Origin of the sequence: Winogradskyella litorisediminis (assembly GCF_042675765.1) — a bacterium.
Classification (GTDB): domain Bacteria; phylum Bacteroidota; class Bacteroidia; order Flavobacteriales; family Flavobacteriaceae; genus Winogradskyella; species Winogradskyella litorisediminis.
This window is the reverse complement of sequence record NZ_JBHTJL010000009.1, coordinates 1094444-1106336: the sequence shown is the minus strand read 5'-3', so window position 1 is coordinate 1106336 and position 11893 is coordinate 1094444. Positions and strand designations below refer to the sequence as shown.

Sequence of the window (11893 nt, the reverse complement as noted above, 5' to 3'; positions counted from 1 at the left end):
TAACAATAAGTTAAAGAGAGCTTTGTTAAACTTGCGTTAAAGAATTTAACCGCGGCGTCGGCCACCACGATTGTTTCTAAAATCTTTCATTTTCTCTACAACAGTGGCCTGATAATTTTCTTTATCAATTTCTTCTCCTCGTTTTGGTGCTTCAATATCTACAGTTTCTTTTGGATTGATGACAAGCTTTGAGCATAATATCGTTGTATTATCTGCACTAACCTCAAGAATCAAGCCTGGTAATCCCCAAAATTCTGATGGTCCATGGCTTACTGGCACTTGTGGAGTATACCATGCTTCTACTTGGGTCATTTTTATTTCAGGTATTACATCATTACCTAAAGAATCTTTTTCAGGTGTTTGGCGTCTTAACTTATCCCAAGAAAAATTATACCAAGACAACTCGTCTGAAGGAATTAATGCCATGGCTTTAAAACAAGTATAATTTCCTATTTGTTTTGTTTCAGAACCTAACTGCCAATCTATCTTTTGTAATTTATCTTTAACCAAAAACTTTTTTCCATAAAACTCTTGACTCTGAACAAGTGCAGTATCCTTTACATTTTTATACGAATCTCCTTGTGTAAAGTTTTTTCCCCAAGAGTCAGTTGCTCCAGACATGGCATCAAGTTTTTCATCTTCTTTAAAAAACGATTCTGTTTTATTAAATGTTAACACATAAGTCTTTTCTAATCTATTTTTCATTCGTGCCATCACTTGCTTTTTTTGAGCTTCGCTTAATCGTGCGCCCCAACGTCCTAAATCCATTGTGGATTTTGTGAGATAATAGGCTTTTCCTTGAAATTCTTGAGATTGCGAGACAAATGAAACACTAAGAAAAAAACATAATACAATGAGTTTTGAAAAGATAGATTTCATGACTGTTTAAGTTTATTTGTTAATTGTTTAACAAATCTAAACAATTATTAAACAGAAGTTTGTCGTTTACCAAAATATTAACACTAGTGACTAGCCGCCAATTCTAATCTCAAAAGTTTCGCCACTACGTCTTCCCTTTTTTGGCGCATAACGTTCTAGCATTTCTTTTCGCTTTTTCTCCATGATTTTTTCGTATTCTTCTAATGAGACTTCCTTTCCTTTTTTGGGTTCTGTAATTTCTATTTTATCTTCAGGATTTATAACAATTTTGCTGCAAACAATATTGAGTTTTCCGTCATGGACTTCTAATATTAATCCTGGTAATCCTTGATACATTGCTGGACCATTATTTACAGGAATTTGAAGCGTATACCAAGCAGTAACAACACGTTCTATCATTTCTGGCTTTTCCTCTTTACCATCTTTATTGTCATCTTCATGAACACTAAAACTTGAGAGCTCTCGTGGTTTAGGAACCATTTTTATATATGTTGCTTTAAAGCATTGATACTGACCAATAAATTTTGTTTCACTTTCTAACTTCCAATCGATTTTTTTAAGGTCATCTTTAACCAAAAACACTTTTCCCATAGTATCTTTCTGGTCTATGTATTTACCTGTTTTTGTGTTTTTATATAAAACATCAGATCCTCCGCCAGCACCTACAAAAACCATTTGCATATCACCACCGCCAACTTGTGGTGGCGCCAAAGATTCTTCTTCTCTATATATTGAGGCTTCTTTATTAAAAGACAAATCAAATGTTTTTTGAAACTGTTTTTTTAACATGGCTTGCATCTGTTTTTGCATATCTGAACTCATACCTGGATTATTTGTACTGTCCATTTTAATATCAATAGAACGCTGTGTTTTATAAGTTGCAACGCCATGAAAATCTTGAGCATTAGCAGTACTTAATACTAATACCAAAACCAAAAACATAATTCTAATAATTGTTTTCATTTTTTTATTTTTTATGGTTTATTTTATTTCTTCTAAAGCTTTTATAAAATTTTTAGGATTGACTTTATCTGTAATCTTTTTTAGTTTCGAATCATAAATTAATGGCATTCCCCCTTTAATATCTGTTATAATTCCGTTTCTGTTTACAAAAATATTTATGGGAAATTGATTTGTAAATGTTTCACAATAATCTTTAGCATCAACTAAATGCGTAAAATCAAAGGTTTTCTTTTCCAAAAACTGAGTAACTTTTTCATTATTCTCATAAGTTACTGCAAAAAACTGAACCTCTTTATTTAACGCATCTGCCTTTATTTTATTTAATTCTGGCATTTCTGCAATACAAGGCGCACAAGTTGTAAACCACATGTTTATTACTAAAGGTTTGCCTAACAACTCATCAGATGTAACTACATTGCCATCAATACTCTTTAGAGAAAAGCTAGGTAATTTTGTACCAATCATTATTTCATATTGATTGGTGTTTTTTGTAACTGCTTTGCTTTCACCTTTTAGAATATATCTATATATAATTTTGTTATTATCGTAGATGGTGTCTGTAATTTCCTTTCTAAAAACCATATCAATATTTTTATCCTGCATTTTTTGATTCCTTAACTGTATAACAGAATCGGTTTCTTGTTGAGTTGCTAACTTTCCATCATTGTTTTGAAAAAAAATTGCTCTTTTTTTATTGCAACTCGAGACCAAGACAAAAACAAGAATTAGTCTAGTGATATGGTTTTTTATCATCTTTATAAGCTATAATGAATTTAAAAGTTTTACAAAAAACATTAAAGTTTACTTCTTAGAATTATAATACTTTATTGCCGAAGCTCTAACCTTCGCAATACTTTCTAAAAACTTTTGCTTTTCGTTGATGTTACCTTTAACAGTATAACTCACGCTAGAGCTTTTTCCATTACTCATTTTTTTACCATTGCATTTTATTTTAAAACTTAACTCATCCTTGGCTTCTGTTTCGTTTAGAATTTCTTCAAAGTCTTCAATACTAAATGTAGATTCAATTTCCTCTGCAGAATCCACTTCTACACTAATGCTTAGGCTTTCAACTTTTACATCATTGTAATTTACATTTCCTTTAAGTTTTTGTGCATTTACACTAATTACTGTTCCTAAAGTTAATGCTAATGCGACTACTAAATTTTTCATGATATTGGTTTTTTATGATTAATACACTACAAAGATGATAACTCTTTGAAGTAATTATAGTTAACCAACGTTAACGTGTGTTAACCGATTAGCTTAGCTAAACAATATGCTATATTTTTGAGGTATGAATGATAAAAGATATAGGTATATATTATATGCTATTACAACTGTAATAGTAGTTACTATAGGCATACAATGCTATTGGAACTACAAAAATTACTTAATAAACAAACAGCAGTTTATTAACGATGTACAAGTAAGCTTAGACAAAGCTGTTGATGATTACTATGCTACTATTGCCGAAGAAACCACTATGGCAATGACGTTTGACAAAACTCCTACGTCTAAGTTTTTTGACGAAGAAGGTTCTTTTACCGACATCTTTGAAAGTATAGAATTTAAGGATGGTAAGATTGATGAGATTGACACTAGCAAGACTAAAAAAATTAAAGGGTTTTCTGTGTTAAGAGGTTTTAAAGCTGATTCGATGATGGCCGAAAGACGCAAAAAAAACAAACCACTCGACTTGGATTCATTTAAATTAAAAGTAAAAGAACTAAAACAGTCTGATGCTAATGTAAAGATGGGAAACATTGAGATGTTAACCAGTCAAATTTTAATATCAATTACTAATGATACGCTTAATCTTAAAGTCATTGACACATTACTAAAGAAAGAACTTCAGCGCAAAAAAATAGACATGAATTATAATTTGGAGTATCAAATTCCAAAAGACTATAACGCCAAAGCTGATAAAGTAATTATTGTTGAAGCCGATACTACAAATCTAAAGTCTAAAAATATTTTAAGTGTGTGCTCAGAATCTACTTTTTTACCAAAAGAAAGTAATCTAAAAGTAAATTTTACAAACGAAACCAAAGTGATTTTAAGTCGTATGCTTGGCGGAATAGGTATTTCTTCCCTATTGGTATTAAGTGTCATTGCCTGTTTATTTTATTTACTAAAAATTATCAATCAACAAAAACAATTGGCAGAAGTTAAAAATGACCTTATCAGTAACATAACTCACGAGTTTAAAACACCAATAGCCACTATTAGCGCTGCTTTAGAAGGCATAAATAGCTTTAATATTATTGACGACAAAGACAAAACCAAAAAATATATTGATATGTCTTCAGGGCAATTATCAAAGTTGAATTTGATGGTCGAAAAACTATTAGAAACCGCAACATTAGACAGCGAGAGTTTAAATTTAAATAAAGAAGAAATCGATGTTATTGCCTTGGTAGATTTACTCGTCACACGTTACCAAAGTCAGACTTCAAAAAAGACAATAAGTACAAATTTTAGAGTTAAAAATCTTATTGCGAACGTAGATACTTTTCATTTTGAAAATGCATTAAACAACATTTTAGACAATGCATTAAAGTATGGCGGAACTAACATTTCAGTTGAAGTGATTAAAAATAGAAACAGCTTTAACATCAACATCTCAGATAATGGTACTAGTTTAAACAAAGCAAATAAGGAACGTATTTTCGAAAAATTTTATCGTGTTCCAAAAGGTAATCAACACGACGTCAAAGGTTTTGGTATTGGACTTTTCTATACCAAAAGCATTATTGAAAAACACGATGGAACAATTGATTTAGATTTAAAAAATAAGCAGACTACTTTTAAAATTAAATTACCTAATGGCTGAAAAAACAAAAATATTATTGGCAGAAGATGAAGCTGCTTTAGGACAAATTATAAAAGAAAGTTTAGAAACTCGAAACTTTGACGTTTTGCTGTGTGAAGATGGACAAAAAGCATATGAAGTTTATCAAGCCGAGTCACCTGAAGTTTTAGTTTTAGATGTTATGATGCCAAAAAAAGATGGCTTCACATTGGCAAAAGAAATTCGAAAAATTGACGACACTATTCCTATTATTTTTTTAACTGCCAAATCCCAAACCCAAGATGTGGTTGAAGGGTTTACTATTGGCGGAAATGATTATTTGAAGAAGCCATTTAGCATGGAAGAACTAATTGTGCGAATTAATAATTTAATTGGCAGAAAAAAGCTTCAAAAAACCGCTGAAATTATCTCTATTGGCGATTACACCTTTGATTTTCCAAAACAGTTATTGGCATACAAATCAGAAGAAGCCATTCAACTAACGCATCGCGAGGCACATTTGCTTTTCCATCTTATAAAAAATAAAAATGCAGTTTTAGACCGTTCTTTAATATTAAATAAACTTTGGGGAACCGATGATTTTTTCTCTGCCAGAAGTATGGATGTGTTTATTTCTAAACTTCGAAAAAAATTGAAGTATGACGAGTCTCTACAAATTTTAAATGTTCGTGGTTTTGGATATAAGCTGACGGATTAGTAAGTCTTTCTTTTATTGTGAGATACTGAAACAAGTTCAGCATGACAATGAATGAAAATAATGGCACAATTTTCGTACTTTTCCGATTGGTATGAAACAACTAATTTTTTCAATTTTAAGTCTTGTTTTTTCTTTTGCATTATCGCAAAATAAAGTCTCACTCAAATTTCAAAGTGAAACTGTAATTGAAGCAGATAAAGTTTATGGTGTTGATACTTTTGAAACCCTATATTTTTCTGATGAGATTGGAAGTTTTTATAAAAAATCTGCTGATACCACAATTAGCTATGCTAATTTTCAATTAGGAAAAATCTCATCGGCAAACGCCTTTAATCCATTAAAAATTAATCTTTTTTATAAAGACTTTAATACGCTAGTGATTTTAGACAACCGATTAGCAGAAATAAAAAAAATCGATTTTAATACGTTACCTAATTATAAGTATGTTACACTAGTTTCTACAGGTTATGACAATTTTGTTTGGCTATATAATCAAGATGAACAGCTTTTAGAATTATTTGATTTTTTAACATCAAAAACCCGAATAAAAACAGTTCCTGTGGAATCTCAAGCTTTAGATTTAAAGAGCGATTACAATTATTGTTATCTATTGACCGAAAAATATCTTTACGTTTACAGTTACTTTGGAAGCCTTATTCATAAAATTGAAAATACGGGTTTTACAGAAATGGCATTTAGTAAAGGAAACTTAGTGCTAAAAAAAGAGAATGCGCTTTTTTTACTCCCCAAAAACTCTAAAGAACTGTCGCGCATACAAACAGAAGATTTGTTAATAAATCAGTTTTTGGTAACCAATGAAACCTTGTATATTTACAACGACGAAAAACTACGTCGCTACCAACTAAAATCAGACTAAATTATGCATGTTGCTATTGCGGGAAACATAGGCGCAGGGAAAACTACGCTCACAAAATTATTAGCTAAACATTACAAATGGGAAGCACAGCTCGAAGACGTTGTGGATAATCCGTATTTAGATGATTTTTACAATCAAATGGAACGTTGGAGTTTTAATCTTCAAGTGTATTTTTTAAATAGCCGTTTTCGTCAAGTTAACCAAATACAGCAAGGTGGAAAAGATATTATTCAAGATAGAACTATCTATGAAGATGCTTTTATTTTTGCACCTAACTTGCACGCCATGGGCTTGATGACCAATCGCGATTTTGAAAATTATTCATCTCTTTTTGAATTGATGGAATCCTTTGTGAAAGGTCCAGATTTATTGATTTATTTACGCAGCAGTATCCCAAATTTAGTAGCGCAAATTCATAAACGTGGGCGCGATTATGAAAACTCTATAAGCATTGATTATTTAAGCCGATTAAACGAACGCTACGAAGCTTGGATAACAAAATACACCAAAGGCAACTTATTAATTATCGATGTGGATGATTTGGATTTTGTGGCAAATCCTGAAGATTTGGGCGGCATTATCAATAAAATTGACGCTGAGATTAATGGATTGTTTTAGCTTGGACTCCGCTCAGCTACCAAAAAATTGCTAGTGAAATATTATTTTATAAACCCATATTGTTTTGCATGCTCAATAGCTTGTTCACTACTTTCTACTAATAATGCAGGTGTAGATTTATAATCTTGAAGCAAACTTTGAACTCGGATTATTTTCTTTTTATGTCTAACGCTTCGAAGGTAAATTGCTATTATTCTGTTTGGAAAAGTTTCTGCAATTTCTATATAAATATCTGGGTCATGCTCACCACTATCGCCTATAAGAATAAATGGTAAATCTGGGTATGTTTTTAGAAGATTAATAATCTCCTTTTGTTTTTGAGGTTTTTCGCCTTTTGCTTTTTTCTTTAATATGTCTTTAAAACTCCTCAATAGAATAGGTCCTTTTGGAAAGTTATTCTGTCTCAAAAATAATTCTAAATAACGATACAAGTTCCAAGGACTGTGACTCACATAAAAAATAGGATTTGCTTTTTTGCCAGTTGAACCTCGATGTAGCTGATGGTAAAATTCGGCCGCACCTTTTAGTGGAATTCGGTTAACAGCATGTCTAAAAACGGTATTTATAATTACGCGCCATTTTAAATACGACGTAACGCCTGTATGCAAAATAGTGTCATCAATATCGCTTGCAACGCCATATTCTGCTTCTGGTGAAGAGATAAGTAATTCGCCTGGAAATCGATTCTGATTTTTTATTGTACGCTTTTTATTTAGATCGGCGTATGAAACTTCAAAATTTACCCAACCTTCTTCATTTGCCAATTCGCCAAGTCCTTCAATAGTTTCATCAACTTTAAAATAACCGTGATTATCAGTTTTTGACTTAAAAATAGTTCCGTTTGGTAGCTTTACATTGATATCAACGTTTTTAATTTCATCAGTTTCAAAACGTTTCCATGTGTTTAAAATAAGCTTCCAAAGGCTTTTTTCTTCAAGATTAATCGATTCGTCTTCTAAAGCACGACCTCGAATGTACAAATGGTTTTTTGTGCCGTAAGATTGAAAAACAATTATTTGAAGTGGGTCTTTTCTCAGCATACTGTAAAAATAAAGAAACCACGACAAAGCGTGGTTTCTATTTATTCAAAATATAAAATATATATTAGTTTTTTTGAGTTTTTGCGTATGCTTCTGCTTGTTTTGTTACCTCATCTAAATTTCCTTTAAATGTTTTCTCTTTAACAATAGTTTCGCCATCACCAATAGTTGTTCTAGTAGTTACTTTTGCAGTAGCAGTTTCGTCTAAAGTTCTATCACCTCGAGTTTCGACAGAGATTTCTTTAATTACTTCAATATTATTATTCAGTGCTAAACCTTCTTCGGAATGGTTACCTAAAATAGGTGCAATTACCAATCCGATTAAGCATGTTAACTTAATTAAAATATTCATTGAAGGACCAGACGTATCTTTAAAAGGGTCACCAACTGTATCACCAGTTACCGCAGCTTTATGTGCATCAGAACCTTTAAAAGTCATTACACCGTTAATTTCTACACCAGCTTCAAATGATTTTTTAGCATTATCCCAAGCTCCACCAGCATTGTTTTGAAAGATTGCCCAAAGAACACCAGAAACAGATACACCAGCCATGTAACCACCAAGCATTTCTGCTACAAGCTTGTAATTTTCAGGGTAAATTAAAATTCCTATTAAAACAATTACTATTGGAAAACCGATAGTTAAAATTCCTGGTAGCAACATTTGTTTTAAAGATGCTTTTGTAGAAATATCAACGCACTTATCGTACTCTGGTTTTCCTGTACCTTCCATAATTCCAGGAATTTCTCTAAACTGACGACGTACTTCTTCAACCATTTCCATAGCTGCTTTTCCTACAGAACTCATTGCCAATGCAGAAAAAACCACTGGCACCATACCACCAACAAAAAGCATTGATAATACTGGTGCTTTAAAAATATTAATTCCGTCAATATCTGTAAATGTTACATACGCTGCAAACAAAGCCAAAGCTGTTAAAGCTGCTGAAGCAATTGCAAATCCTTTACCAGTTGCTGCTGTTGTGTTACCTACAGAGTCTAAAATATCTGTACGCTCACGAACGATTGGCTCTTGCTCACTCATTTCTGCGATACCACCAGCGTTATCTGCGATTGGTCCAAACGCATCAATAGCCAACTGCATCGCGGTTGTTGCCATCATAGCCGACGCTGCCATTGCTACACCATAGAAACCTGCAAAAGCATAAGATGCCCAAATAGCTGCTGCAAATAAAAGCACAGAACTAAAAGTAGAAATCATACCTGTTGCTAAACCTGCAATGATATTTGTTGCTGCTCCAGTGCTTGACTGCTGTACAATATTTAAAATTGGCTTTTTACCTAAACCAGTATAATATTCAGTAAATGAAGAAATCGCTGCACCTACAACTAAACCAACTAAGGTTGCGTAAAATACGCGCATTGAAGAAATTTCTTTTAAGCCTTCGCCAAAGAATTCCATTTTCATTGTTTCTGGCAACATCCAAGTTACCAAACCAAAACATGCTAATGCTACTAAAGCAATAGACGTCCAGTTACCTATGTTTAAAGCTTTTTGTACTTGTGCTTCTTTTGCATCATTAGATGAAATTTTTACTAAGAATGTTCCGATAATTGAAATAATGATTCCTGCACCTGCAATTGCCATTGGTAATAAAATGGTTCCTATTCCACCAAAAGCATCTTCGATAGCACCACCCATATCTTTAATGATATAATTTCCTAAAACCATAGCTGCTAAAACCGTTGCTACGTAAGACCCAAATAAATCTGCTCCCATACCAGCAACATCACCTACATTATCACCAACGTTATCTGCAATAGTTGCAGGATTACGCGGGTCATCCTCAGGTATTCCAGCTTCAACTTTACCTACTAAATCTGCACCAACATCGGCAGCTTTGGTATAAATACCACCACCAACACGAGCAAATAAAGCAATAGACTCGGCACCAAGAGAGAAACCTGCAAGTGTTTCTAATACTAAAGTCATATCAGTGGTATTTGTCCACTGACCACCCATAAACAATTGGTAGAAAATGATGAAAAACGCAGTTAATCCCAAAACAGCTAAGCCAGCAACACCAAGCCCCATTACAGTACCACCACCAAAAGAAATATTTAAAGCTTTTGGCAAGCTTGTTTTTGCAGCTTGTGTTGTACGAACGTTAGTTTTAGTGGCTATACGCATACCAATATTTCCTGCAACAGCAGAAAAAACAGCACCGATAATAAACGCTACGATTATTAAATAACTCGTAGATTCAACAACCGCTGCAACACCAGCTAAAGCGATACTCGCACCGATTACAAAAAATGCAAGTAATTTATATTCAGCTTTTAAAAATGCCAAAGCACCTACATATATATGGTCTGAAATCTCCTTCATTTTTCCATCGCCAGCATCTTGCTTCATCACCCAAGAGCGCTTTACAGCCATATAAATTAAACCCAATACCGCCAAAACGATTGGCATATAAATCATGTATGATTCCATATTTTAAAATTAAATTAGTTAGAAATTTAGTCGTGCTAAAGTAATAAAATGATATAGAATAGAAAAACCCTTTTATTTTGATTATAAAAGGGTTTTTGAGTCTTAATGTATTGTTGATTTATATTGTAAAATCGCCATTAACTTTATGCTCGCTATTTTCGTAACGGTCTATACATTTATTTAAAATATCGTAGGCTTCTTTTGCATCGCCCCAACCGCCAACATCTACTTTTTTCTTTTCTAAATCTTTATAAACTTGAAAGAAATGCGTAATCTCTTTAATTCGGTGTGGATTTAAATCCATGATATCTGTATAAGAATTCCAAATTGGATCGGTAACAGGTACGCAAATTAATTTTTCATCTGGCCCTTTTTCGTCTGCCATATGAAAAACACCAATAGGTTTTACTTCAACCACACACATAGGAAACGTTGGTTCTGTTCCCATGACCAAAACATCCAATGGGTCACCATCTAAGGCTAATGTTTCCGGGATAAATCCATAATCTCCAGGATACATCATTGAGGAAAACAACATTCGATCGAAACGTATCTTGTTTAACTCAAAATCATATTCGTATTTGTTTCGACTTCCTTTAGGTATTTCTATTAATACATCAAAGGTTAACTTTCCTGTCTTTGTCATAATCATCTCTTTTAAAAGGGCTGCAAAGATAAGCTATTGTTTGAGTATTGCAAGAGTTGATTTTGATTTATCCGTATATAATTTGAGTGATAAAAAACACTCTTTTTATTTTATTAAAAAATTGATTAATTGAAAATTAGCTGTTTGTAGTTGAGTTGCAAAATAAATTATATTTACAGTGCGACACGGTAGGGAAAATAAACTGATTTCAATTTTTTTCATTTTATAAAACCTTATTTGAAATAGGTTTGCAAACATTCTCAATATTTAAAATGGCAGATATTACAATTTTACCTTTAGCATTGACTGTTATGCTTGGACCTCAAATATTAGTAGGCATGTTACTTATTACTAGAAAAGACCCTATTAAAAGCTCATTGACTTACATTGCGTCATTAATATCTACTTTAATTTTTACCACTTATACTTTCTATTGGCTCGCTTCTGTAACAGATTTTCATAAGATTACAATAAGTAATAGACCTGTAATAAAATATTTATTGATTGCTTTACTTATATTTCTTATTGTTCGTTCGATAGTAAATCGAAAACAAATTACCGAGCCTCCTAAATGGATGCAAGGAATTACAACGGCATCCTTAGGAAAAATTTTTTTAATTGGCTTAGGTCTTATTGCTTTTATGCCAACAGACATTGCAATAGCTTTTACTGTAGGAAATTATTTGAATAAAAACTCAACTCATTTTTTTGAAGCGTTGCCATTTTTTACAGCAGTAGTTTTTATATCATTTATACCTTTATTAATCTATTTTTTAATAGGTGCAAAAGGTCATAAATATCTAGAGAATGTCAACGATTGGTTAAATACGCATGGCTATATCATAAACATAATAGTGCTCTCTTTTTTTATATTTTTATTATTATAAATAAAAATGTATT

General features: G+C 32.3%; 12 protein-coding genes. 5 read left to right on the top strand and 7 right to left on the bottom strand.

The window, feature by feature from the left end; translation table 11 throughout:
* Positions 1 to 45: 45 nt before the first annotated feature.
* From ACFQ1Q_RS07245 to ACFQ1Q_RS07230, 4 genes are all read right to left on the bottom strand, one after another.
* Positions 46 to 879, bottom strand: a complete 834-nt coding sequence (locus ACFQ1Q_RS07245) for a GLPGLI family protein (protein ID WP_386129435.1) — start codon at positions 877 to 879, stop codon at positions 46 to 48.
* Between the two features lie 90 nt (positions 880 to 969).
* Entirely contained in the window at positions 970 to 1842 is an 873-nt protein-coding gene (locus tag ACFQ1Q_RS07240) for a GLPGLI family protein (RefSeq protein WP_386129433.1), read from the bottom strand.
* 18 nt (positions 1843 to 1860) lie between these two features.
* On the bottom strand, positions 1861 to 2445 hold the full coding sequence (locus ACFQ1Q_RS07235; RefSeq protein WP_386129431.1) for a TlpA family protein disulfide reductase: 585 nt from the start codon (positions 2443 to 2445) through the stop codon (positions 1861 to 1863).
* 198 nt (positions 2446 to 2643) lie between these two features.
* Positions 2644 to 3015, bottom strand: coding sequence for a hypothetical protein (locus ACFQ1Q_RS07230; protein ID WP_386129429.1), 372 nt, complete (start codon positions 3013 to 3015; stop codon positions 2644 to 2646).
* A 124-nt stretch (positions 3016 to 3139) separates the two neighbouring features.
* Here ACFQ1Q_RS07230 and ACFQ1Q_RS07225 point away from each other — a divergent pair, with 124 nt between their 5' ends.
* The 4 genes from ACFQ1Q_RS07225 (at position 3140) to ACFQ1Q_RS07210 (ending at position 6849) form a co-directional block, all read left to right on the top strand.
* A complete protein-coding gene (locus ACFQ1Q_RS07225; protein WP_386129427.1) occupies positions 3140 to 4678 on the top strand; it encodes a sensor histidine kinase in 1539 nt (512 codons plus the stop codon).
* Positions 4671 to 5354 carry a response regulator transcription factor gene (locus ACFQ1Q_RS07220; protein ID WP_386129425.1) on the top strand — a complete coding sequence of 228 codons (684 nt, stop codon included), beginning with the start codon at positions 4671 to 4673 and terminating at the stop codon, positions 5352 to 5354. The genes ACFQ1Q_RS07225 and ACFQ1Q_RS07220 overlap by 8 nt, the downstream gene beginning before the upstream one ends.
* A 91-nt stretch (positions 5355 to 5445) precedes the next feature.
* Entirely contained in the window at positions 5446 to 6231 is a 786-nt protein-coding gene (locus ACFQ1Q_RS07215) for a hypothetical protein (protein WP_386129423.1), read from the top strand.
* Between the two features lie 3 nt (positions 6232 to 6234).
* Positions 6235 to 6849, top strand: coding sequence for a deoxynucleoside kinase (locus ACFQ1Q_RS07210; protein ID WP_386129421.1), 615 nt, complete (start codon positions 6235 to 6237; stop codon positions 6847 to 6849).
* 41 nt (positions 6850 to 6890) lie between these two features.
* On the opposite strand, the gene ACFQ1Q_RS07205 is transcribed toward ACFQ1Q_RS07210, so the two are convergent.
* The 3 genes from ACFQ1Q_RS07205 to ACFQ1Q_RS07195 all read right to left on the bottom strand — a co-directional run bounded on the left by ACFQ1Q_RS07205 (position 6891) and on the right by ACFQ1Q_RS07195 (position 10993).
* The gene (locus ACFQ1Q_RS07205) at positions 6891 to 7889 is read right to left on the bottom strand and encodes an App1 family protein (protein WP_386129419.1); all 999 of its coding nucleotides are present in this window, start codon (positions 7887 to 7889) and stop codon (positions 6891 to 6893) included.
* Positions 7890 to 7953: 64 nt separating this feature from the next.
* On the bottom strand, positions 7954 to 10347 hold the full coding sequence (locus ACFQ1Q_RS07200) for a sodium-translocating pyrophosphatase (RefSeq protein WP_386129417.1): 2394 nt from the start codon (positions 10345 to 10347) through the stop codon (positions 7954 to 7956).
* A 118-nt stretch (positions 10348 to 10465) separates the two neighbouring features.
* A complete protein-coding gene (locus tag ACFQ1Q_RS07195; RefSeq protein WP_386129415.1) occupies positions 10466 to 10993 on the bottom strand; it encodes an inorganic diphosphatase in 528 nt (175 codons plus the stop codon).
* 272 nt (positions 10994 to 11265) lie between these two features.
* Here ACFQ1Q_RS07195 and ACFQ1Q_RS07190 point away from each other — a divergent pair, with 272 nt between their 5' ends.
* The gene (locus ACFQ1Q_RS07190; protein ID WP_386129413.1) at positions 11266 to 11880 is read left to right on the top strand and encodes a GAP family protein; all 615 of its coding nucleotides are present in this window, start codon (positions 11266 to 11268) and stop codon (positions 11878 to 11880) included.
* Positions 11881 to 11893 lie beyond the last annotated feature (13 nt).

Bases quoted from the DNA above. Each gene is read 5' to 3' on its own strand.
- ACFQ1Q_RS07235 (WP_386129431.1), bottom strand. From the start codon at position 2,445: ATGCAGGATAAAAATATTGATATGGTTTTTAGAAAGGAAATTACAGAC.
- ACFQ1Q_RS07210 (WP_386129421.1), top strand. From the start codon at position 6,235: ATGCATGTTGCTATTGCGGGAAACATAGGCGCAGGGAAAACTACGCTC.
- ACFQ1Q_RS07205 (WP_386129419.1), bottom strand. From the start codon at position 7,889: ATGCTGAGAAAAGACCCACTTCAAATAATTGTTTTTCAATCTTACGGC.
- ACFQ1Q_RS07240 (WP_386129433.1), bottom strand. From the start codon at position 1,842: ATGAAAACAATTATTAGAATTATGTTTTTGGTTTTGGTATTAGTATTA.
- ACFQ1Q_RS07190 (WP_386129413.1), top strand. From the start codon at position 11,266: ATGGCAGATATTACAATTTTACCTTTAGCATTGACTGTTATGCTTGGA.
- ACFQ1Q_RS07195 (WP_386129415.1), bottom strand. From the start codon at position 10,993: ATGACAAAGACAGGAAAGTTAACCTTTGATGTATTAATAGAAATACCT.
- ACFQ1Q_RS07245 (WP_386129435.1), bottom strand. From the start codon at position 879: ATGAAATCTATCTTTTCAAAACTCATTGTATTATGTTTTTTTCTTAGT.
- ACFQ1Q_RS07215 (WP_386129423.1), top strand. From the start codon at position 5,446: ATGAAACAACTAATTTTTTCAATTTTAAGTCTTGTTTTTTCTTTTGCA.
- ACFQ1Q_RS07225 (WP_386129427.1), top strand. From the start codon at position 3,140: ATGAATGATAAAAGATATAGGTATATATTATATGCTATTACAACTGTA.
- ACFQ1Q_RS07200 (WP_386129417.1), bottom strand. From the start codon at position 10,347: ATGGAATCATACATGATTTATATGCCAATCGTTTTGGCGGTATTGGGT.
- ACFQ1Q_RS07230 (WP_386129429.1), bottom strand. From the start codon at position 3,015: ATGAAAAATTTAGTAGTCGCATTAGCATTAACTTTAGGAACAGTAATT.
- ACFQ1Q_RS07220 (WP_386129425.1), top strand. From the start codon at position 4,671: ATGGCTGAAAAAACAAAAATATTATTGGCAGAAGATGAAGCTGCTTTA.